The 20,899-nt window shown below is 48.1% G+C and carries 24 protein-coding genes; 18 read left to right on the plus strand and 6 right to left on the minus strand.

Going from position 1 to position 20,899, the window contains the following annotated elements:
- Positions 1-47 precede the first annotated feature (47 nt).
- From ftsW to M3202_RS12825, 3 genes are read left to right on the plus strand one after another with little or no spacing between them, the layout of a single operon-like run.
- On the plus strand, positions 48-1,196 hold the full coding sequence (gene ftsW, locus M3202_RS12815) for a putative lipid II flippase FtsW (protein WP_251223732.1): 1,149 nt from the start codon (positions 48-50) through the stop codon (positions 1,194-1,196).
- Positions 1,197-1,250: 54 nt separating this feature from the next.
- Positions 1,251-2,432 carry a rod shape-determining protein RodA gene (gene rodA, locus M3202_RS12820; RefSeq protein WP_251223733.1) on the plus strand — a complete coding sequence of 394 codons (1,182 nt, stop codon included), beginning with the start codon at positions 1,251-1,253 and terminating at the stop codon, positions 2,430-2,432.
- 30 nt (positions 2,433-2,462) lie between these two features.
- Positions 2,463-3,176: a pseudouridine synthase gene (locus M3202_RS12825; RefSeq protein WP_251223734.1), complete on the plus strand. Its 714-nt coding sequence runs from the start codon at positions 2,463-2,465 to the stop codon at positions 3,174-3,176.
- A gap of 64 nt (positions 3,177-3,240) precedes the next feature.
- Here the strand turns inward: M3202_RS12825 and M3202_RS12830 are convergent, their stop codons facing one another.
- Positions 3,241-3,462 (minus strand): DeoR family transcriptional regulator, encoded by a 222-nt coding sequence (locus tag M3202_RS12830; protein ID WP_251223735.1) that lies wholly within the window; start codon positions 3,460-3,462, stop codon positions 3,241-3,243.
- A 285-nt stretch (positions 3,463-3,747) separates the two neighbouring features.
- On the opposite strand from M3202_RS12830, the gene pepV reads away from it, so the two are divergent.
- Entirely contained in the window at positions 3,748-5,175 is a 1,428-nt protein-coding gene (gene pepV, locus M3202_RS12835; protein ID WP_251223736.1) for a dipeptidase PepV, read from the plus strand.
- A 205-nt stretch (positions 5,176-5,380) separates the two neighbouring features.
- Here pepV and cysK read toward each other — a convergent pair whose 3' ends face one another.
- Positions 5,381-6,313, minus strand: a complete 933-nt coding sequence (cysK, locus tag M3202_RS12840) for a cysteine synthase A (RefSeq protein ID WP_251223737.1) — start codon at positions 6,311-6,313, stop codon at positions 5,381-5,383.
- A 162-nt stretch (positions 6,314-6,475) separates the two neighbouring features.
- Here cysK and thpR point away from each other — a divergent pair, with 162 nt between their 5' ends.
- The 5 genes from thpR (at position 6,476) to M3202_RS12865 (ending at position 9,730) form a co-directional block, all read left to right on the plus strand.
- The gene (gene thpR / locus M3202_RS12845) at positions 6,476-7,051 is read left to right on the plus strand and encodes an RNA 2',3'-cyclic phosphodiesterase (RefSeq protein WP_251223738.1); all 576 of its coding nucleotides are present in this window, start codon (positions 6,476-6,478) and stop codon (positions 7,049-7,051) included.
- The gene (locus tag M3202_RS12850; RefSeq protein WP_251223739.1) at positions 7,038-7,400 is read left to right on the plus strand and encodes a CidA/LrgA family protein; all 363 of its coding nucleotides are present in this window, start codon (positions 7,038-7,040) and stop codon (positions 7,398-7,400) included. The genes thpR and M3202_RS12850 overlap by 14 nt, the downstream gene beginning before the upstream one ends.
- Positions 7,401-7,402: 2 nt before the next feature.
- Positions 7,403-8,089 (plus strand): LrgB family protein, encoded by a 687-nt coding sequence (locus M3202_RS12855; RefSeq protein ID WP_251223740.1) that lies wholly within the window; start codon positions 7,403-7,405, stop codon positions 8,087-8,089.
- 81 nt (positions 8,090-8,170) lie between these two features.
- Positions 8,171-9,124 carry a nuclease-related domain-containing protein gene (locus M3202_RS12860; RefSeq protein WP_251223741.1) on the plus strand — a complete coding sequence of 318 codons (954 nt, stop codon included), beginning with the start codon at positions 8,171-8,173 and terminating at the stop codon, positions 9,122-9,124.
- 288 nt (positions 9,125-9,412) lie between these two features.
- Positions 9,413-9,730: a type II toxin-antitoxin system HicB family antitoxin gene (locus tag M3202_RS12865; RefSeq protein WP_251223742.1), complete on the plus strand. Its 318-nt coding sequence runs from the start codon at positions 9,413-9,415 to the stop codon at positions 9,728-9,730.
- Between the two features lie 181 nt (positions 9,731-9,911).
- On the opposite strand, the gene purU is transcribed toward M3202_RS12865, so the two are convergent.
- Positions 9,912-10,781 carry a formyltetrahydrofolate deformylase gene (gene purU / locus M3202_RS12870; RefSeq protein WP_251223743.1) on the minus strand — a complete coding sequence of 290 codons (870 nt, stop codon included), beginning with the start codon at positions 10,779-10,781 and terminating at the stop codon, positions 9,912-9,914.
- A gap of 124 nt (positions 10,782-10,905) precedes the next feature.
- On the opposite strand from purU, the gene pulA reads away from it, so the two are divergent.
- Both pulA and M3202_RS12880 read left to right on the plus strand, forming a co-directional pair.
- Positions 10,906-13,059 carry a type I pullulanase gene (gene pulA, locus M3202_RS12875; RefSeq protein ID WP_251223744.1) on the plus strand — a complete coding sequence of 718 codons (2,154 nt, stop codon included), beginning with the start codon at positions 10,906-10,908 and terminating at the stop codon, positions 13,057-13,059.
- Between the two features lie 103 nt (positions 13,060-13,162).
- Entirely contained in the window at positions 13,163-13,948 is a 786-nt protein-coding gene (locus tag M3202_RS12880; RefSeq protein WP_251223745.1) for a phosphotransferase, read from the plus strand.
- A 132-nt stretch (positions 13,949-14,080) separates the two neighbouring features.
- Here the strand turns inward: M3202_RS12880 and M3202_RS12885 are convergent, their stop codons facing one another.
- A complete protein-coding gene (locus tag M3202_RS12885) occupies positions 14,081-14,332 on the minus strand; it encodes a YtzH-like family protein (protein ID WP_251223746.1) in 252 nt (83 codons plus the stop codon).
- An 84-nt stretch (positions 14,333-14,416) separates the two neighbouring features.
- Between M3202_RS12885 and trmB the strand changes: the two genes are divergently transcribed.
- Together trmB and M3202_RS12895 are read left to right on the plus strand one after the other, a co-directional pair.
- Complete coding sequence (gene trmB, locus M3202_RS12890) at positions 14,417-15,058, plus strand: tRNA (guanosine(46)-N7)-methyltransferase TrmB (RefSeq protein WP_251223747.1); 642 nt, start codon at positions 14,417-14,419, stop codon at positions 15,056-15,058.
- A gap of 84 nt (positions 15,059-15,142) precedes the next feature.
- Complete coding sequence (locus tag M3202_RS12895) at positions 15,143-15,988, plus strand: YtnP family quorum-quenching lactonase (RefSeq protein ID WP_251223748.1); 846 nt, start codon at positions 15,143-15,145, stop codon at positions 15,986-15,988.
- Between the two features lie 48 nt (positions 15,989-16,036).
- On the opposite strand, the gene M3202_RS12900 is transcribed toward M3202_RS12895, so the two are convergent.
- Complete coding sequence (locus tag M3202_RS12900; protein ID WP_251223749.1) at positions 16,037-16,345, minus strand: PepSY domain-containing protein; 309 nt, start codon at positions 16,343-16,345, stop codon at positions 16,037-16,039.
- Between the two features lie 251 nt (positions 16,346-16,596).
- Between M3202_RS12900 and M3202_RS12905 the strand changes: the two genes are divergently transcribed.
- Both M3202_RS12905 and M3202_RS12910 read left to right on the plus strand, forming a co-directional pair.
- A complete protein-coding gene (locus tag M3202_RS12905) occupies positions 16,597-17,667 on the plus strand; it encodes a M42 family metallopeptidase (protein WP_251223750.1) in 1,071 nt (356 codons plus the stop codon).
- A gap of 38 nt (positions 17,668-17,705) precedes the next feature.
- Positions 17,706-18,227 (plus strand): DUF84 family protein, encoded by a 522-nt coding sequence (locus M3202_RS12910; protein WP_251223751.1) that lies wholly within the window; start codon positions 17,706-17,708, stop codon positions 18,225-18,227.
- 108 nt (positions 18,228-18,335) lie between these two features.
- Here M3202_RS12910 and M3202_RS12915 read toward each other — a convergent pair whose 3' ends face one another.
- Positions 18,336-18,776 (minus strand): YtoQ family protein, encoded by a 441-nt coding sequence (locus tag M3202_RS12915; protein ID WP_251223752.1) that lies wholly within the window; start codon positions 18,774-18,776, stop codon positions 18,336-18,338.
- 146 nt (positions 18,777-18,922) lie between these two features.
- Between M3202_RS12915 and M3202_RS12920 the strand changes: the two genes are divergently transcribed.
- The 3 genes from M3202_RS12920 to M3202_RS12930 are packed head-to-tail and all read left to right on the plus strand — an operon-like array spanning position 18,923 to position 20,832.
- Entirely contained in the window at positions 18,923-19,438 is a 516-nt protein-coding gene (locus M3202_RS12920) for a hypothetical protein (protein WP_251223753.1), read from the plus strand.
- A gap of 17 nt (positions 19,439-19,455) precedes the next feature.
- A complete protein-coding gene (locus M3202_RS12925; RefSeq protein ID WP_251223754.1) occupies positions 19,456-20,487 on the plus strand; it encodes a PTS sugar transporter subunit IIC in 1,032 nt (343 codons plus the stop codon).
- Positions 20,488-20,508: 21 nt separating this feature from the next.
- Entirely contained in the window at positions 20,509-20,832 is a 324-nt protein-coding gene (locus tag M3202_RS12930; RefSeq protein ID WP_251223755.1) for a thioredoxin family protein, read from the plus strand.
- Positions 20,833-20,899: the final 67 nt, after the last annotated feature.

Here is a 20,899-nt window from a genome sequence, read left to right on the forward strand (position 1 = left end):
ACCATAGGCCTTTCAACAACTGGGGCAAAAACAGGTTGGAGGACTCGATGAACTATTCATTTCGAAAAGATAACGATTGGTTATTAATCATCACGACGTTCCTCTTGGCTGGGTTCGGCTTAGTGATGGTATATAGCTCAAGTTACGTGTGGGCGATGGACCATGTTGACAATCCTTATTATTTTATTCAACGACAGCTGTTATGGTTTGGTTTGGCTGTTTTTGTGTTTCTGTTTGTCATGCATATACCGTACCGCTTTTATAAAAAGCTTTCACCATTAATTATTGTGTTGTCCTTGCTGTCTTTGGTGCTTGTGCTCATACCTGGTATTGGGGTGGAAATCAATAATGCCCAGCGCTGGATTGATGTTGGCCCACTGAATGTTCAGCCGTCTGAGTTTGTGAAAATCGGGATTATTATTTATCTCGCTCAAGTATACTCGCAAAAACAGGCTTATATTGATCAGTTTATTAGAGGGGTTATGCCCCCTCTCGTTGTCGTCGGTTTTGTTTTTGGATTAATTATGCTTCAACCCGATCTCGGTACGGCTACCTCGATTATGATGGTAACGCTGCTGCTTGTTTATTTTTCAGGAGCGAAGTGGCGCCACCTGATCGGTTTAGGGCTTGTCGGGGCGAGCTTGTTCACCGCCTTTGCTTTATCAGCTCCATATCGGGTTGAGCGGCTGACGTCCTATCGCGATCCGTTTGCTGATCCATGGGATAGCGGGATGCAGCTGATTCAATCGTATATTGCGATTGCCCATGGCGGGTTAACGGGGACGGGACTTGGACAAAGTGTGCAGAAATTGCTCTATTTGCCGGAGCCGCACACTGATTTTATTTTGGCGATTGTCGCCGAGGAATTAGGTATTTTTGGGATTTTATTCGTGCTCGGCTGTCACGCTTTAATTCTGTTTCGCGGGGTCCTGATCGGCACCCGTTGCAAAAGTCCGTTTGGTACTCTACTGGCTTTTGGTGTAGTCTTTCAGATCGCGATTCAGGTGATTTTTAATGTCGGTGCTGTTTCGGGACTATTGCCGATTACAGGAATTCCGCTTCCTTTGGTTAGTAACGGGGGCTCGTCGCTTCTCATTACGCTGGTCTCGATTGCGATTCTGGCCAATATCTCCCGCAATACAATTCGGCAGCGGCGCTTGGAAGAAATGAAGGAAGAAAAACGCTCAGTCTCTTAATCATAGAGAACGAAGTAGAAACGATAATAAAGTACACACTAGATGGAGGCGACAATGGAAGAACGAAAATCGGGCTTTCAGCAGTTGGACTATACGTTGCTTTTTCTGCTGTTTGTGCTCATGTGCTTTAGTTTGTTGGCCATCTATAGCGGATCGGGTCAGTACCATTCTGACCCGATGCATTATGTCAAGCTGCAGCTGATCTGGTTCGGCGTCGGCATTGTGGCGATGGTTTGTATGATGGTTGTAGATTATGATCTGTTTAAAAATTTTTCGATTCCGCTTTATGGAATCGGAATTGTTGCTCTGTTACTTGTCGCCTTTTCCCCTTTAGGGGTTTTTCGAAACGGGGCGACACGCTGGTTGAATTTAGGGGTGACGGACATTCAGCCTTCAGAGTTCGTCAAGATCTTTGTCATTATGGCTATGGCCCATCTGCTTTATAAAATAACGAGCCAGCGCACTCAAAAAGATTTAAAATCTGATTTAGTGATTGTTGGTAAAGTATTTCTCGTTGGTTTGCCGCCGTTTTTCTTAATTTTGACCCAGCCTGACCTTGGGACAGCGCTTGTCATTGCCAGCATTATGGCGACGATGCTGCTCATGTCCGGTATCTCCTGGAAAATTCTCGTCTTTCTTGGGTTAGCGGCAGTTTCTGGTCTCATTTGCTTAGTCTGGCTCCATAATTATCACTTTGACATCTTTTCAATATTTATTGAACCGCATCAGCTTGAGCGGATATACGGTTGGCTTGCACCATACGAACATCAAGGCTCCTACGGCTATCAGCTTGTTATGGCGATTCGCGGTATTGGCTCAGGTCAGCTGTACGGCAGCGGCTTTATGCAGGGTGTACAAACGCAAAGTGATCGCATTCCGGAAATTCATACCGATTTCATTTTTACCGTGATCGGTGAGGAATTCGGTTTTATCGGGGCGACCATTCTTATTATTACTTACTTTTTGCTGTTCTATCGGATGATTATTATTGCGCTGACCTGCAACAATATGTACGGAAGCTATCTTGTCGCCGGGGTAATTGGGCTGCTCGTGTTTCAGGTTTTTCAAAATATCGCCATGACGATTGGTTTAATGCCGATCACAGGTCTTGCGCTGCCGTTTATCAGCTATGGGGGCAGTGCCCTTTTGACCAATATGCTGGCGATGGGGATCGTCTTAAATGTCAACATGCGAACGAAGCACTATATGTTTGAGGCTGAAGAGGAAGCCCTTTAAGACAAGTTCCTCAAAACAGGAGGGAATGCAATGAGAATCGATAAGCTGCTGGCCAACATGGGCTACGGCTCCCGGAAAGATGTGAAGAAGCTGTTGAAAACAGGCAGCGTGCGGATTGACGGGGAAATCGTCAAGGATGGCAAGGTGCATGTGAATCCTGACCGGCAGGAAGTGACCGTTGCCGGCGATGTAGTGGAATATAAGCCTTTCATTTATTTCATGATGAACAAGCCGAAAGGAGTGATTTCAGCTACGGAGGACGGGCAGCATAAAACCGTGATTGATTTGCTGCAGCCGGACGATGTGTTCTATGACCCTTTCCCGGTTGGCCGGCTTGATAAAGATACGGAAGGATTGCTGCTGCTGACGAATGATGGACAGTTTTCTCATGCGCTTATGTCGCCGAAACGGCATGTGGAAAAAACGTACTTGGCCGAGGTGGAAGGCGAAGTGACGGAAGCAGATGTCGGCTGTTTTCACAAGGGAGTCGAGCTTGAGGACGGCTATGTGACAAAGCCGGCTCACCTGGTCATTCTTGAGCGGGGCAACCTTTCGAAAGTGGCGTTGACGATTACGGAAGGAAAGTACCATCAGGTGAAGCGGATGTTCGCCGCTGTCGGAAAAAGAGTAACGGCGCTGGAGCGGATTGCGATCGGCCCGCTCAAGCTTGATCAGCAGCTGAAGAGAGGCGCCTATCGTGAACTGACCGAAGCCGAATATGACCAACTGATTGGACGGGAATAAAAAAGCAGCTAGTCTCCTGAGCGGGACTAGCTGTTTGTTGTATTGCTTTATGATTGACGTTTACCTAAGACACACGAGTTTTTTTCTTTTTAATAACACTCCATTTGCCACGTGTCGGACTCTCGACAAGGTTATTGTACTCTAACACATTTAAATCGCGTTGAATTGTCCGCTGGGTTATACCGAATTCTTCAACTAACTCATTCGTTGTGACGATCTCCTTTTGTTTAATGTAGAGATAGATGGACTTAATACGAGTCAGCATACGATCAGTTGAAGTTTTCAAAAAACCACTCCTTATTCATAATCATGAATTGGCTCTTGCTTACAGTCTATGCAGTGGCAGGAAAAAACATACATACCACCAATGCGGAGAGCATTCTACAAGCCCGGCCTGTCCCTTTTCTATTTGCTTTTTTCAAGGAAGACGGGTAAGGTTGTAGTGATTAACGATGTGAATCAATACAGTGGCAAATGTTATTATCTCCGACGCTTATATTTTACAATATTTCTACAAATTAAGCAAAACGGAATGCTCAACTTCTTAAAAAGAAAGGAAAAGGAAAGCAAAATGACACGAATCGACTGGCGATTGGAAGTGGAAAAAAGAAAGGATGCCCTGCTTGCAATGACGCAGGAATTCCTTCAAATAAACAGCGTATATGATGAAACGACGATCACAAAAAAGCAGCCATTTGGGAAAGGGATTGATCAGGCACTTGCGTACTTGCTGGACAAAGCGGAAAGCTATGCTTTTTCGGTGAAAAATATCGACGGTTACGCCGGTAAGGTTGAACTTGGCGAAGGAGAGGAGAGCGTCGGAATCCTTTGTCACATCGATGTCGTGCCGGCAGGAGAAGGCTGGACGTCGCCGCCTTTCTCCGCAGAAAGTAGAGATGGCCGCATTTACGCGCGTGGCGCGATTGATAACAAAGGACCGACGATCGCCGCCTTCTTTGCATTATGTTTGGTAAAAGAACTGGAGCTGCCATTAGAGAAACGGGTTCAGCTTATTTTAGGAACAGATGAAGAGCGGGATTGGCGCTGCGTGGAGCATTATTTTAAGCATGAGGAAATGCCGACAGTCGGCTTTGCTCCCGATGCTGATTTCCCGATTATTCATGCCGAAAAAGGGATCGCCGATGTGCTTTTTGAATGGCAGGCAGAGAAAGGCGCGGCTTCGGTGCTTGAATTGAGTAGCTTTACCGCTGGAGAACGCCTGAATATGGTGCCTGACCGGGCGAGCGCCGAAATACTAGGAGAGCGGGCCGAGCTTGACCGGCTGGAAAGGCTTTTCCGCAAGCATCTGCTTGAGCAACAGCATAACGGGGAAGCGGTTTTTGCTGAAAACGGGCGGTTAATCCTTATTTATGAAGGTGTCGCTGCTCATGGCTCGACCCCGGAATCCGGGAGTAACGCCGGAGTGGAGCTGGCCGCTTTTTTGGCCCCGTTTTCCTTTCAGGAGCAGGCTGTTTCCTACTTGCAGATGATTACGAGTCTGTTTCACAATGATAGGCGTGGAGAAGCGCTCGGAATCGCGATGGAGGATCAAGTGTCAGGTCCTTTGACCGTAAATAGCAGCCTATTTACATGGAATGAAAAAGAAGCAGGATTCGGCCTCAACATCCGCTATCCGGTGACAGTTGACGGACAAATCTGTTTGCAGCGGCTTGAGCAGAAAATGAGCGAGTACGGCGCCAAAATGGTGGTGAAGGATCATATGACGCCAAGCTATGTCGATGCCCAGCATCCGCTTGTGCGGACGTTACAGGCTGTTTATCAGAGGCAAATGGGCGAAGAGCCGACCTTGCTTTCAACAGGAGGAGGTACCTACGCGCGCACCTTGGCGACAGGAGTCGCTTTCGGTCCCCTTTTTCCGGGGCGGAAGGACGTTGCCCATCAAAAAGATGAATATATCGAGATCGAGGACCTGCTGAAAGCGACCGCCCTTTACGCCGAGGCGATTTATGAACTGGCAGGAGGTTGCCAAAAAGAGTGATTTTTGGCAACCTCCGAAGCAACGCGCGGAGTCGCTGCATATTTTTAAAGAGGCTGGAACAAAAGGCTGTTTTTTACCTTTTTTCCAGCCTCTCTAAGCTTGTGGCGTGTGAAGCCATTGCCAGTAGGTCCAAAGCTCGTTTTGTCTCAAGCTCGAGTAGCGAACGGCTTTGCCCACTTTTTTTCTTTACTTAAACTTCGCCCAATTATTCAAATCGAAACAAATCGGTCGATAAATAGCGCTCTCCGGTATCGCAGGCAATCGCGACGACGACTTCGTCCGGCTGGAGTTTTTTCGCTACTTCCAACGCGGCGAAGCAGGCAGCTCCTGAAGACGGGCCGACGAGGATGCCTTCTTTACGGGCTAATTCGCGTGTAATGAAGTAGGCGTCTTCATCTTCAATTTTTAGAATCTCGTCATAGACCTGTTCGTTCAGGATTGGCGGGATAAAGCCCGGACTCGTTCCGACCAGCTTGTGAGGTCCCGGTTTTCCTCCTGATAAGACGGGTGATCCGGCCGGCTCCACGACGTGGACGGAGAGGTTTGGATAAAACTTTTTCAGTTCTTCCCCGGTTCCTGTAATCGTTCCACCTGTTCCGGAAGCGGCAACGAAGGCGGCAAGCTGTTTATTTATTTGATCAAGGGCTTCTTTAATCTCCCGCGCTGTCGTATGGCGATGAGCATCCGGATTGGCTTCATTTTCAAATTGCATCGGCATAAAGCTGTTCGGAATCTCTTCTACAAGCTCGTGCGCCTTTTCAATGGCACCAGGCATTTTTTTGTCACCGGGCGTGAGCACAACCTCAGCGCCGTATGCTTTTAACAGGTTAATCCGTTCGGCAGACATCGTATCCGGCATCACAAGAATCGCTTTGTAGCCTCTGGCGGCGGCATTCATCGCCAGTCCGATTCCTGTGTTTCCGCTTGTCGGTTCGATAATTGTTGCTCCGGGTGTAAGCAGGCCATCCTTCTCTGCCTGAATGATCATATTGAATGCCGCGCGGTCTTTCACGCTTCCGCTCGGATTTTGCATTTCGAGTTTTAAGTAGACAGCAGCGCCGTCAGAAGCAGGGAGCCGGTTCAAACGAACGAGCGGCGTGTTTCCAATTAGGTCAGCAATATTATTTACCACGGTCATAAATCCACTTCCTCTGTAAATGATAAGACTATCCTTAGTTTATCATACCTTTAGCGATATTTCCTATTTAATTAATAGGAAAAGAAGGCGAGATAATTGGGAAAATAAAACAAAAGTAAAGACAGCGTCTCGAACGTCAGCTACAATAGAAGAGACAGAAGGATGGTGAAGGAAATGCAGCCGCATTATTTTTTGGCAGTGCCGGTGCCGCAGCTCATACAGTCAGCTTTACATCAGGAGGCCAGGCAGAGTGGCCAGCTTCAATTCCAACGGTGGGTTCACCCGAATGATATTCATTTGACGCTTGTTTTTCTTGGAGGGTGCACAGAGAAGCAGCTCCATGAGCTCGTTCAGCATGGCAGAAGCCTCGTTGAAAATTGGGCTCCCTTTTCGTTAACGCTGTCTCAATCAGGCAGCTTTGGGCAAAAAAAACAGCCGCGAATTTTTTGGGTCGGTGTAAAAGCGAGCCAGCAGCTCGCTGTCTATCAGTCTCAGCTTGCTGATCTTTGCCGGTCGCTCGGCTTTGCGGTCGATCAGCGTCCGTATGCCCCTCATCTTACACTTGCCCGGAAGTGGGCTGGCGATGAGGAGTACAATGGCGACGGTCTAGCGCTCAGGAATGGGCAGAGCTGGGAGGTTAATGAAATTATTCTTTATGAAAGTCATGTTCAGCAGGAACCAAAATATAAAACGTATCAAGCTTTTTCTTTAAAAGGAGTTCAACATGAAAGTGATTAATGGCATTTGGCATATTGCGTTATTGACAGTTTTTTACATTATTGGCTGCTCGATTCAGCAGGCTTTTGATCTTTTTATTCCCGGCAGCATAATCGGTATGCTGCTGTTGTTTACGTTGCTTAGTACGAAAATTGTTCCGGTTCGCTTTATCGAAGAGGGCTCCGCTTTTATGCTGCGGCATATGCCGTTGCTGTTTCTGCCCGTAACTGTCGGTATTTTGCAGTTTTTGGATGTTTTTGCCGGAAAAGGAGTCTTTCTTATTGTTATTGCGTTAATCAGCACGGTTATGGTCCTTGTGATCGTAGGGCTGACCAGCCAGGCGTTTCTCATGAAAAAGGGAGAGAAATAGATATGCTTTTTCTACAAATCTTACTTTCTATCTCAGCAACAATTGCGGCATACATAGGGGCGAAAGAGCTGTACCGGCGCTTTCCTTATCCATTCATGCTGCCGGTGTTAGTCGGCACCATTATCCTTATCCTTCTTCTTTTACTCTTTCAAATTTCATTTGAAACGTATTACACGGGCGGCCAATGGCTGGAAAAATTGCTTGGGCCGGCGGTGGTCGCGCTTGCTTATCCGCTTTATAAGCAAATGCAGATGCTCAGAAACTACTTTTGGCCGATCGTCGTCAGTGTGTTCATCGGGGCGCTTGTCGGCATGACCAGCGGCCTTCTGCTGACGAAGTGGGGCGGCTTTGACGCGGAGCTTGTCTATTCGATTGTGCCGAAGTCCGTGACGGCTCCCATTGCGATGGATATGGCGACAACGCTCGGGGGCATCGCCCCGCTCGCCGCTGTGCTGGTGATGGTCGCCGGAGTAGGCGGAAGCGTCCTCGCGCCTTATTGCTTTACATGGTTTCATATTAAGAATGACGTGAGCAAAGGGGTGGCGATAGGGAGCGCTTCCCATGCGATTGGGACGGCTAAAGCTATCGAAAACAGTGAACAGGAAGGAGCCGCCAGTTCGGTGGCGATGACTTTGAGCGCGATCATTGTTTCCGTCATGGGGCCAATGCTTGTCTTTCTTTTTTACTAGCGGCTATGGTACGATCAAACAAGACAACTCACTACTGAAACGCGCGACAGGTATCACACGATTAGATATGGAGGTACGGGTGTGGCTCATTTAATAAAATTAGAAGATTACATCTCTCGGTACCAATTTGACTTACATCGCTACCCGAGTCAGTTTTCAAGAATGAAAAAAGAACGCTGGTATTATGTGAAGTCTGAATGGGAGCAGGCCCGGCATCCTTCGTTGCAAGTGGAGGATGAGCCGGAGGAGGAAGAGGCTGGATCGAAAGGAGAGGGCATCTTCTCACAAGCGCTTCAACGGCTGAAAGGATGGCGCCGGTCAGCGGTTGAAGAGGATCCATGGGAGGAAGCCCCGCCTTCGGACGACGAACTGCCGCCAAAATCGCTTGAACAGGTGAAACAGGAATTTCTCGATGAACTGTACAAATCTCAGCTGAGGTGGGCCAGCTCGTCTTTACTCGAGGAATCGACCCTTCATCCCCGTTATAAAGCAGATAAATGGCTGCGCTTTTTTTGCCAGCATATTCCTGATAACTACTTCCTGTTATATAAGCCCGTTCTATTTATGAAAAAAGCTCCGATTGAGCTTGATATTATGTTGATCAGTCCGACGGAAATTATCTGCTTAACGATGCTCGAAGGCAGTGAACTGAGTGTGTTTGAAGCGAGCTCTGACAGGTTCTGGATCGAATATGTCGATAAAACGCGTAAGAAAAGAGTCAGTCCACTCATCTCATTGGGACGGATGTCGAGGGTGCTGACAACCATTTTGGAAGAAGCAGGATTGTCCTATCCGATCCGGAAGGTTGTATTGTCCCCTTCGAGCATGATTGATCATAAGCTCCAAGGCGCGAAGCTCGATCTGATTGACCGGAGAGGCTTCGACGCCTGGCATCAGCGTTTGCGGAAGCACCCGTCTCCTTTAAAGCATCAGCAGATGAAGGTGACAGCGGCGATTCTGTCCTATTGTCATACGGTTTCCAGTGAGACCGTGCAAGAAGATGATGAACAATTCATTGATGAGCAATTGAAATAAGCGGACAAAATCCGTATAATAAGCAAGGCATACAAATTACGTGAGTCAGGGTATGTGTCAAATGAGGGAGGATTCCTTATTGACCCTTACCCGAAGCAGCGAGTGAAGTTTGCACGATCGGTAAAGCAAGGGAAGCGGTATTCTTTCCTGTTTGCTGTGTGCAAGCAGGAATCCGCTGCCTTTTCTTTTGGCCTTTTTGAGAAGCGCTTTTTCGTATGGAAGGCACTTGCTCGCAAGGAAGGCAAAAATGTCGGGAGGAAACGCGCAGACTAGCAAAGGAGAGATACATTGACCAGAGAGAGCAGACTACTTCGGGATGGGTTTCATCCGGAAGATTTCCAATGGAGAGTACGAAAGGTTTTTGATTGGTGTGGGAAAGTGGAAATCATGATTGAGCTGGAAGAGCTTGACGGGTGTCTGAGCTTTGGCGATACGGTCCGGGAAGCGAAGGATGGACTTAAGGAAGCTCTTTATTTATGGATCCGCCGCCACGGCGAGCAGCAGCTCCCGGAGGTTCAGCAAAGCGCTCATCTTATTATTCTTGAACCGCCGATGACCACGAAGGAATTTCATCATGTGAATGATGAGGTAAAGAAAATGAATTAAAATGTGAAATCGTTTATCATATGATAAAAAAGGATTGTTTTTTACCTTTTGCTTAGCTTCTGCGAAATGAGTTCAATGCGGAAAGCGTGAAGCGCCGGGGGCGCGACAAATCCTTATACAAAAAAAGCCTGTCGACCGTCTCGCTTTTGCGAGACTATGTCGACAGGCTTTTTTTTGTTATTTAAAAAACAACCGTTTTGTTTCCATGGACGATAATTTGGTCATTCGCATGCCACATAACCGCTCGGGCAAGGGTGATTCGTTCCACATTCCGTCCGACGACCCGCAATTGATCAGTCGTATAACGATGGTTGACCCGTAGCACGTCCTGTTCAATGATCGGTCCTTCATCCAGATCATTGGTGACGTAATGGGCGGTTGCGCCGATGAGCTTCACCCCACGCGCGAAGGCCTTCGCGTATGGATTTGCCCCGATAAAGGCCGGCAGGAAGGAGTGATGAATATTAATAATCCGTTTCGGAAACGTACCGACAAAGGCGGGCGATAGAATTTGCATATACCTTGCAAGTACGATGAAATCTGCTTCATGCTGGTTGATGAGTTGAATCGCTTCAGCCTCGGCTTCATGTTTTGTTTCCTTAGTGACCGGAATATGGTAAAAAGGAATGCCGTATCCTTCGACCTCCTGGCGCAGGCTGTCATGGTTGCTGATCACAAGCGGGATGTCAACCTTCAGCTCGCCGGCCCGCCATTTCCATAAAAGCTCAAGCAGGCAATGATCTTCTTTGGAAACAAAAATCGCCATTTTCTTTCTGCGCGAAGCGAGTTCCATTTGCCAATCCATCTTAAAGCTGTCCGCCACTTCGGCAAACGCCTTTTTCACGTTGGCAAATTTCAATCCATTCTCAAATAAGTCAAACTCGATGCGGATAAAGAACATCCCTCCAGAGGGATCGGTAGAATATTGATCCGATTGGACGATGTTTGCCTGATGTTGATGCAGAAAGCTCGATACAGCAGAAACGATTCCAGGCTGATCGAGACAAGAAATTAATAAACGTGCACGTAATGGGGTTGTTTCATGTATCATCTTTTTCCTCCAGTAAGTTCAATCCTTTTTTCTGCTACTTCCCCTCCGGCTTCTTTTGAACGAATAACCGGGCTACTTCATAATTTACAATAACAGAGTAACAGAAGGAAGGGGGCCTCCATCATTGAAGCAAAAGAACCCGCCACTTGTCAATTGTCTATTTCATTCTGCTGAGCTAATTACTCCTTTTCAAATAAAACTTAAAGGCGCCGGTCTGACTTCTTTCCAACCGGTCGGCTGGACGCTTACGACTGCAACGAAGGAGCTGCCGCTGACAGTTGCCAGTCAGCAGGAGGGGGAGATCGAATTGGAGCTTCTCGATGCCTTTCCGTTCGGTGAAGATGCGTTTGTCGTTCATCTCGATCAGGCTTGCTATGTGCAAATTACAGAGGTTGTGCGCACGGAAAGCTTTGATGAGATGTTCGCGGAGGAAGCTGTTGAGCTTGGCGCTCGTTATGAAAAAGCAAAAACAAGCTTTGCCGTCTGGGCCCCGACAGCGACAGCGGTTACGGTGCATATCTTTGACGAATGGTACGACCAGTCGGGAACGGAGTACGTCTGTAAAAGAGGAGAAAAAGGGATATGGCGCGTCACGGTGCAGGGCGATCTGGAAAGGAAATGGTACGAATACGAAGTCACCGTGAACCGCAGGCGCCAGCGCGTGGTCGATCCGTATGCCCGCTTTCTATCCGTAAATGGGGAGCGTGGGATGGTTGGAGACCTTGAAAAAACGAATCCTCCTGATTGGCCGGCCGCTTTTCCGCCCGAGAGAGCGGATGAAACCGAAGTGCTCATTTATGAACTTCATATCCGGGACTTTACGATTGACCCTCATAACGGCATCCGTCAGAAAGGCAAATATGCCGGATTGGCGGAAACAGGAACTCATGACCGTGACGGGCTCAGCACAGGACTTTCCTATTTACAGGAGCTCGGCATTACTCATGTGGAGCTGCTGCCTCTGCAGGAGTTCGGCAGTATCGATGAAAGCAATCGGGAGAAAGCCTATAATTGGGGCTATGATACGACTCATTTTTTTACGCCTGAAGGAAGCTACGCGACCGATCCGTATGACGGCTACTGCCGGATACAAGAACTTAAATTGATGATTCAGAGCATTCAGCGCCACGGTATAAAAGTGATTGTAGATATGGTGTTTAATCATGTCCACATTTGGGAGGAATCGGCGCTGGAGAAGCTTGTGCCGGGCTATTATTTCCGCTACCACCCTTCAGGAGCGATCAGCAACGGAACCGGCGTCGGGAATGATATTGCTTCGGAACGAAAGATGGCGAGGAAGCTGATCGTTGATGCGGTCTGCTACTGGCTTGAGGAATTTCAAGTAGACGGCTTTCGCTTTGATTTAATGGGAATTCTTGATGTCGAAACGATGAAGCAGATTTCGGCTGAAACATCGAAACGGGCAGAGAATCTTTTCCTGCTCGGTGAAGGGTGGGACTTACCGACGGCGCTTTCCGCGGAACAAAAAGCGAGTGTGAACCAGGCGGAGAATCTTCCGGCAATTGGTTTCTTTGCGGATCGTTTTCGCGATGCGATAAAAGGAGATGCCTTTTCAAGCTCCTCCTCCGGCTATGTTTCATCTGAGCAAAAGCCGGCTGTACTGAAAGCGATCGAGGACGGCCTCAAAGGAAGTCAAGCTTATTTCACCAAGCCGCGGCAGGCGGTTCACTACGTGGAGGCGCATGACAATCATACACTTTGGGATAAATTAAAGGTGGCAGCCCCCTATGAAGATGAGCGTCAATTACGCAAGCGGCATCGCCTCGCATGCGCGATTGTACTGTTGGCCCAGGGCGTTCCTTTTTTGCAGGCGGGTCAGGAATTTTTTCGCACGAAATATGGGGTGGAGAACAGCTACCGTTCTCCGGACTGGGTCAATCAAATTGACTGGAAACAAAGAGCAGTATTTCAGGAAAATGTTGAGTATATAAAAGGACTGATTGCGCTTCGCCGTCAACATCCGGCTTTGCGGCTGCCTTCCTATCAATTGATCGAGCGGCATTTCCACTTTTTATGTCTTGATCATCAGCGGATCGTCTATCATTTGGACCAGGTCGGGCAGTATGATCAGTGGGAGGAGATTGTCGTCTGTCATAACCCGACGACAGATAAACAGAAAATCGAGCTGCCAGGCGGGGGAGGCTGGCAAGTTGTCGTTGACGATCAGGGCGCATCTCTGATACCATTATATATAATTGGTTCGAACTGTGCGTATCTTCAACCATTATCGACGTTAGTGTGCGTAAAAGGAAATTGAGCAGAGCCTTGCGGTTGCAGCTCTGCTTTCTCTATTTACGAAGCAGAGGTAGAAAAATGCGGGCGGTACAAAGGCAAAGCTGAAGAAATTGAGGGTGAATTGGGTGGAACATTTTTTAGGAGATGGCTGGAAGGTTCAACCAGCTGGAGGCGCAACAGGTGAAGCATATATAGCCCAGCAAGGTGAACAGACTGTTTTCCTGAAACGAAACTCGTCACCTTTTTTAGCCGTTCTTTCAGCGGAAGGAATCGTGCCGAAGCTGCTGTGGACAAAGCGGTTAGAGAACGGGGACGTCGTGACTGCCCAGCGCTGGGTGCAAGGAAGAGAGCTGAAGGCGGTGGAGATGAAAGAAAGCCGCGTCGCCGCTTTATTAGCGAAAATCCACGGCTCCAGTGAATTGCTCGATATGTTTAAACGAATCGGAAATGAGCCTCTCACTCCTTATGTATTTGTGGAGAACCTAAGGAGACAGCTGCAAAAGAATCTGATTGAAAATGATATTATTGAACTCGGAATGAACTACCTGGTAGAGCAGCTTGAGCGCGTCTTATATGAACATGTTGTTGTTTGTCACTGCGATATTAATCATAACAATTGGATTTTAGATGAGGAAGAGCAGTTATACTTAATTGATTGGGACGGGGCGACGGTGTCTGATCCGGCTTTAGACCTTGGTCTGCTCCTTTATTCGTATGTTCCAGAAGAAAGCTGGGACGACTGGCTGAAGCAATATGGACTGGATCTGGGAGATTCGATTCAGGAACGCATGCACTGGTATGTTGTTGCGCAATCGATTTCCTCGCTTCTTTGGCATTTTGAACGGAGGCAGTATGAACAGGTTGAACAACTGAAGGATTATATTAAGAGCCTTTTAGTAAACCGCTTATAGTTTTTCACGTGTCAAAGTGCTGGTTGTCTCTGCAGGGTTACCGCTTACCCGTTGAGACAACCTTTTTTGCAGCGCAAAATCCAGCAATTATCTTCTTTTATTTCCTGGGGAATAGGCAATGATCCCGTCGAATTAGTCGACTGACAGGTTCGTTAGCCATTGCTCGACATCATTCTGCTGGAATGGCTCGGTATTTTTCTCGTGAAGCTGCTGAATTTGTTGCAGCGTTTGCTGGACGGCAGGCTGAAGGGAAGCATCCACGGATAAATGAGACAGAAGCTGCTCAATTTGATCAGCTTCATCAATCGTCATATACTGTTCAGTAGCTTGATTTTGCAAAATATCCTTTAAAAGCTGTATTTTGTCGGCTGATGATAATGGCATACTTGTCACTCCTTGTACATTTATCACTAGCTTGTGCAGCTTATAAAAAAGATATGTAAGATACTAGTAAGTGGAGGGGTACGAATGCGTTTACGTCATAAGCCTTGGGCGAGTGAGGAATTGGAACGCCATCCGGAGATTGTTATTCCGGCACCGGCGGAGGCAAAAGGGAACTGGAAAGACATTTTTGGAAATGTGCATCCGATTCATGTCGAAGTTGGAACGGGAAAGGGCAAATTTGTCACCGGGATGGGCGGTCTCCATCCGGATGTGAATTATATTGGAATTGAAAAGTACGACAGCGTGATAATCACGGCTTTAGAACGAGTCAAGGAAGCCGGTCGGGAAAACGTCAAGCTGTTAAAGCAGGATGTCAGTGATCTGCTCGATTTTTTTGCAGAGGGAGAAATCGATAGAATTTATATCAATTTCACCGATCCGTGGCCGAAGAAAAAGCATGCGAAGCGGAGGCTGACCCATGAAGGTTTTTTACAAATGTATCAAAAAGTGTTGAAGCCTGAAGGCGAGATTCACTTTAAAACAGATAACCAGAAGCTGTTTGAATTTTCTTTAGAGAGCTTCGCCAATTACGGAATGAAGCTGCAGCAGGTCAGCCTTGATCTTCACGCAAGTAATTTTGAGGGAAACGTCATGACCGAATATGAGCAGAAGTTCTCAGAAAAAGGAATGCGGATCTATCGCTGTGAAGCGAAATATCGATCGTAATTGCAACCTCGCCTTTCTAAATTTAGAGAGGAATGAACCAGGCTGATGACGAACTAGTACATCAGATGATTAGGGGGGATGGAGTTGGAACGATTAGAACGGGACGGACTAACGATTACATGGCTCAATGGCGGAGTAACCCATATGGATGGCGGCGCGATGTTTGGTGTCGTTCCAAAGCCGCTCTGGAGCAGAGCCTATCCAGTTAATGAAAACAATCAAATCGAACTGCGGACAGATCCTTTTTTAATCGAGAAGGACGGCTATCGTCTGCTTGTCGAAGGCGGGATTGGCAATGGACGGTTTACGGAAAAGCAAAAACGCAATTATGGCGTTTTGGAAGAAGCGAAGCTTGAGCAGGATCTTGCTGAACTTGGACTCGCTCCGACCGACATTGATGCCGTACTTCTGACTCATTTTCATTTTGATCATGCGACTGGATTAACGAAGGGCGATGGCGGTCAGGAACGCTCTGTTTTTCCGAATGCGACGATTTACACATCAGCGACTGAGTGGAATGAGATGCAGCATCCTAATATTCGCTCGAAAAACACGTACTGGGAGCAGAACCGCACTGCGATAGCCGGTCAGGTCAAAACCTTCGAGCAAGAGCTTGAAGTCATTGCCGGTGTAAGGATGGTTCATACCGGAGGGCACAGTGACGGGCACTCGATTTTAGTGATCGAGCATCAGGGGGAGACGTTTCTTCATCTGGCTGATCTGATGCCGACCCATGCGCATAAAAATGTCCTTTGGGTGCTGGCTTATGATGATTATCCGATGACTTCGATAGCGGCAAAGCAAAAGTGGCAGGCCTATGCCGAAGAGAAGGATGCTTATTATTTGTTTTATCATGATTACAAATACCGGGCGTTAAAGTGGAATAAGGATGGAGACATTACATACAGTCTACAGCGGGAACGCTCCTAAAAAAGGGCTGGGGAAAAGGTGAAAAACAACCTTTTCCCCAGCCTCCTTTTATGCTAGCTGCAAATCAAGCAGAGCGCCGGTTTTTGTATCGACAAAAAATTCATACTGAACCGTGCCTTCTGCTGTCGTAGTCGACAACCCGCCACGGTAAACCTCATAGCTGATATGATTGCGTTCGATCGTTTCAGGCAGCATATGTATCCACGATCCTGAAATCGCAAAGGCTTGACTTGCTGTTTTCTTCACTTCCTTCAACGCGCGTTCGGGAGTAAGGCGTTCGCGTTCCAATGAAGGGCGAAGGACATAGCCTAACGCAAGGCCAATGCCTACTCCGGCAATAAAGCGTTTGATTGCCAATTCAATCATCCTTTCTTTCCGACTGATGGTGCAAAAAGCTCATCATCTGCTCGAGCAGATTTTCACAGCGCCGATTGGCGTTTGGGCTATAAGTAAAGCTGTTAAACAAATAGACACACAAGTAGTATAGCCGAAAAAAACGATCTTTCCAAATGTTTGTCCGTATTGTTCATGATTACTTAATTGTGGAAAAGTAGAGGTCATTCAGGATAGAATAGAAAACGTATATGTAACGAGGAAGGGGCGGTACGATGAATCAGGAAACGATGAAAATGTTTAAAACATTAACCGAACTTCAGGGAGCATCCGGGTTTGAGCATGAAGTACGGCGCTTTGTCCGTTCGGAGCTGGAAAAATATAGCGAAGATATCGTTCAGGACCGGCTTGGCAGCATCTTCGGCGTAAAGCGGGGGAACGGAGACGGCCCGACGGTGATGGTCGCGGGTCATATGGATGAAGTCGGTTTTATGGTAAGCTCGATTACGAAAAAGGGGCTTGTTCGCTTTCAGACGTTGGGTGGCTGGTGGAGCCAGGTTCTGCTTGCGCAGCGTGTTCAAATTATGACAGATGATGGACCGGTGATCGGGGTGATCGGCTCAACACCGCCTCATCTGCTGGAAGCCTCTCAGCGGACGAAGCCGGTAAAAGTAAAGGATATGTATATTGATATCGGCGCGGACGATCTTGAAGACGCAAAGAAGATCGGGATAAAGCCGGGGCAGCAAATAGTGCCGATCTGTCCGTTCACACCGATGGCCAATGAGAAAAAAATTCTGGCGAAAGCCTGGGATAACCGTTATGGAGTAGGACTGGCGATCGAACTGCTGAAGGAGCTGAAGGACGAAACGCTGCCAAATACGCTCTATTCGGGCGCCACGGTTCAGGAGGAAGTCGGCTTACGCGGCGCGACGACGGCTGCCAATCTGATTAAGCCGGATCTGTTTTATGCTCTTGATGCGAGTCCGGCTAACGATGCAACCGGAGGAAAGGATGCTTTTGGTCAGCTCGGAAAGGGAGCGCTGTTGCGTATTTTTGACCGGACGATGATTACCCATCGCGGCCTAAAGGATTTTGTTCTCGATACGGCTGAAGCACATGATATCCCTTATCAGTTTTTTATTTCTCGAGGTGGAACTGACGCGGGACGTGTGCATCTGGCTCACGACGGTGTCCCGTCGGCTGTGGTCGGCATCTGTTCGCGCTATATTCATACGGCCGCTTCAATCATTCATGTCGATGATTACGCAGCGGCAAAGGAACTTCTCATTCAGCTCGTCAAAACGAGTGACAAAGCGATGGTTGAGTCGCTTACAGCGTATTAACTTTCAAGCAAGAGAGACAGATAGAAGGAGAGATAACGATGAAGGTCGCAGTCGGTACAAAAAATCCAGCAAAGGTCCATGCCGTCAAGGATACGCTTATCCGTGAGACGATACATATTGCAAGTGTCGATGTCCCCTCCAACGTAGCCAGCCAGCCTTTTTCAGATGAAGAAACGATGACCGGAGCGCTGAACCGGGCAAAAGCGGCGGCAGAGCAGACGGGAGCCGTTCTCGGCTTTGGTCTTGAAGGCGGCGTAGTCAGAACGGTTGCCGGGCTTATGCTCTGCAACTGGGGCGCCCTTTATCATGAAGACGGTAGACACTGGATCGCCGGAGGTGCCAGGCTGCCTCTGCCTGATGAAGTGGCGAAACGTCTCGAGCAGGGAGAAGAGCTGGGCATCATTATGTCAAGCATTACTGGAGACGAGGCTGTCCGGAAGAAAGAAGGGGCGATCGGCATCTATACTTCCGGTTTGGTCAGCCGGAAAGAGATGTTCAGCCAGATTGTCAAATTGCTGTACGGACAATACTTGGCTTCCACCACGCAGCTAAAGCATTAAACAAGCTAGACGGTGTGAAATCCGTGCCTGGTTTGAACAGAGCTTGAGATTTGAGTAAGGGCTGGACAAAAGGTTGTTTTTTTACCTTTTGTCCAGCCCTTTCGTTGATTATTCAAAAATGTAGGCGAGTGCCTCAATTGCCTGGTCCGCATTTTCCACGACGAGCTGCGCTTTGTTTGCCAGCTCTTTTAGCGCGTGATGGTTGTCCCGCTCCCGAATAAGAATGACGGGCTTGCCAAGTGTCATCGCGCTTGCGGCATCCATAGCCGTATTCCACTGCTTGTACTTCGGTCCGAAATAGGCAATGACGACATCCGCTTTGGAGAGCAGCACTTGGGTTCGTAAATTGTTGATCTGCGAAGCCGCTTCATCTTTCGCAATCGCATCTGCCTGCGGGCCCAATATTTCCTCGCCGATATGGTCGGAGCGGTCGTGTTGTTCCATTGGACCAGTAAAAAGAAGAGGGAGCTGCTTCGCTTCGGCTTTCTGACGGATGTCATCGCGCCAATTACTGTGAATTTCCCCTGCTAAATAGACAGTTAATTCCATATCCTCATCCTCCTCGTCATCGGTTTACAGCTTCATTATAGCAAAAATAAGGAAAGCTGGCAGAAGGATGAAAAAGGTGTCTTGTCAGCAGGGGGACGGCAGAGTATGATTAAGAAGAACTGTGTCGGAAAAAGGAGTGTCGAGGTTTGAATAGAAAAAAAGGGGGCTTGCTCCTGGTTTGTGCTTTTGCTGCCTGGCTCGGCGGGTGCTCTGTCACCGAGCAGGAGGCAATTGAACTGAGCTATGAAGCCTTTCTCACAGAATTCGAGGAGGAACCATCCGTACCAAACACAGAAACGAAAAACATTGCTTTTTATATGCCGAGAGGTTTTGATATTGTGGAAGAAACGGAGTATAATCTTTTACTCCAGCGGGGGGAGCAGCTTTTTGTCCTGTTTCATCAGCCGGAAGAGCTGCAAACGAGCACGATCCATCTGGAAAGAGATCGTGAATTTGAACAAGAGGCTGTCGCATTCCATGTCGTGGAAACGGATGAGCATACCGCTTATTTTTGGGTCAATGAGGAAGACGATGAGCAGCTTCATGTGGTGACTGCGCTAGGAGGAGCGAAGCTGTCTACCTTAACGACATATGACGACTTGGTCAAAGATGTTGAACTGATGATGGACATTTTATTGTCCTACGAAGTGAGAACTGAATAAGAAGGTGAAAAAGCGAGATGAGGAACTTTTTGCAGCGCAAGGGAATCAGCCTGTCATGGCGTACATATTTTATTACAGCGCTTAGTTATATGGCGCTTGGCCTGTTTGCATCGCTGATTATCGGCTTGATCATCCGCACGGCCGGCGAGCAGATTTCGCTGTTTTGGCTCCCTGCTTTTGGGGGCTGGCTGGAAGAGGTCGGGGCGTTGACGATGAGTATGATGGGCCCGGCAATCGCGGTAGCTGTTGCATACGGTCTCAAAGCGCCGAGACTGGTGATCTTCGCAGCGATTATTAGCGGCGCGGCCGGAGCTGAGCTGGGCGGGCCTGCCGGTGCTTTTGTGGCGGCCGTTATTTCGACTGAATGCGGGAAGCTTGTCTCGCAGGAGACGAAGCTTGATATTATCGTAACTCCCTTTGTTACAATCATGACAGGATTTTTGGCAGCCTCGGTGATTGGTCCGTGGATTCAGCTCGGCATGCAGCAATTTGGCTATTTAATCATGTGGGGGACGGAGCAGCAGCCGATCATGATGGGGATCATCGTTGCAACGTTGATGGGACTTGCTTTGACGGCACCTATTTCCAGTGCCGCTCTGGCGATCATGCTTGAGCTGGAAGGAATTGCTGCCGGGGCGGCGACGGTCGGCTGCGCAGCACAGATGGTCGGCTTTGCGGTAAGCAGCTACCGGGAAAACGGCTGGTCCGGACTGATCTCGCTCGGGATCGGCACGTCAATGCTGCAAGTTCCGAATGTTGTAAAAAATCCTTTGATTCTCATTCCGCCGACAGCTGCGGGAGTCGTCCTCGCCCCATTTGCGACCGTCTTTTTTCAAATGACAAACAATGCGGCGGGCGCCGGAATGGGGACAAGCGGTCTCGTCGGGCCGATCATGACCTTTACAGACATGGGTTTTTCCGCTAATATATTTATCGCCATCATTGTCCTTTATTTCATCGGCCCGGCGTTGATTAGTCTGCCTATTTCCGAATGGATGAGAAGGAAAGGCTATATTAAGGCCGGAGATATGAAAATCGAACAATCGTAAAATAACGAGGAGGGAAACAGAGTGGAGCAGATTCAAACAGTGGAACAATTTCGTGAAATTTCAAGGAAAGAAGCGGCCGTTTTTATGTTCTCGGCTGACTGGTGTCCCGATTGCCGGGTGATCGAGCCGGTCCTTCCAAGAATTGAAGCGGACTTTCCGGGCTTTTCTTTTTATTATGTCGATCGTGACAAGTTCATTGATTTATGTGGGGAGCTTGATATTTTTGGGATTCCGAGCTTTCTCGTTTATGCAAACGGAGCAGAAATCGAGCGCTTTGTAAGCAAGGATCGCAAAACTCAGGAAGAAATCGAAGCGTTTTTAACAAAGGCAGAGGCAAAGCTTTAACAGATCATGGCGGATCCGCTCATTGCTTAGAAGCTGTGCCAAAAGGTAAAAAAACCAACCTTTGACC

It is taken from the genome of Halalkalibacter oceani, assembly GCF_023715605.1.
Lineage (GTDB): Bacteria > Bacillota > Bacilli > Bacillales > Bacillaceae_D > Halalkalibacter > Halalkalibacter oceani.

Excerpts from the sequence above, each read along its gene's own strand:
- trmB (WP_251223747.1), top strand. The coding sequence starts at position 14,417 with ATGCGTTTACGTCATAAGCCTTGGGCGAGTGAGGAATTGGAACGCCAT.
- M3202_RS12855 (WP_251223740.1), top strand. The coding sequence starts at position 7,403 with ATGCTTTTTCTACAAATCTTACTTTCTATCTCAGCAACAATTGCGGCA.
- pepV (WP_251223736.1), top strand. The coding sequence starts at position 3,748 with ATGACACGAATCGACTGGCGATTGGAAGTGGAAAAAAGAAAGGATGCC.
- purU (WP_251223743.1), bottom strand. The coding sequence starts at position 10,781 with ATGATACATGAAACAACCCCATTACGTGCACGTTTATTAATTTCTTGT.
- M3202_RS12905 (WP_251223750.1), top strand. The coding sequence starts at position 16,597 with ATGAATCAGGAAACGATGAAAATGTTTAAAACATTAACCGAACTTCAG.
- cysK (WP_251223737.1), bottom strand. The coding sequence starts at position 6,313 with ATGACCGTGGTAAATAATATTGCTGACCTAATTGGAAACACGCCGCTC.
- M3202_RS12850 (WP_251223739.1), top strand. The coding sequence starts at position 7,038 with ATGAAAGTGATTAATGGCATTTGGCATATTGCGTTATTGACAGTTTTT.
- M3202_RS12910 (WP_251223751.1), top strand. The coding sequence starts at position 17,706 with ATGAAGGTCGCAGTCGGTACAAAAAATCCAGCAAAGGTCCATGCCGTC.
- thpR (WP_251223738.1), top strand. The coding sequence starts at position 6,476 with ATGGTGAAGGAAATGCAGCCGCATTATTTTTTGGCAGTGCCGGTGCCG.
- rodA (WP_251223733.1), top strand. The coding sequence starts at position 1,251 with ATGGAAGAACGAAAATCGGGCTTTCAGCAGTTGGACTATACGTTGCTT.
- ftsW (WP_251223732.1), top strand. The coding sequence starts at position 48 with ATGAACTATTCATTTCGAAAAGATAACGATTGGTTATTAATCATCACG.
- M3202_RS12915 (WP_251223752.1), bottom strand. The coding sequence starts at position 18,776 with ATGGAATTAACTGTCTATTTAGCAGGGGAAATTCACAGTAATTGGCGC.
- M3202_RS12825 (WP_251223734.1), top strand. The coding sequence starts at position 2,463 with ATGAGAATCGATAAGCTGCTGGCCAACATGGGCTACGGCTCCCGGAAA.
- M3202_RS12885 (WP_251223746.1), bottom strand. The coding sequence starts at position 14,332 with ATGCCATTATCATCAGCCGACAAAATACAGCTTTTAAAGGATATTTTG.
- M3202_RS12925 (WP_251223754.1), top strand. The coding sequence starts at position 19,456 with ATGAGGAACTTTTTGCAGCGCAAGGGAATCAGCCTGTCATGGCGTACA.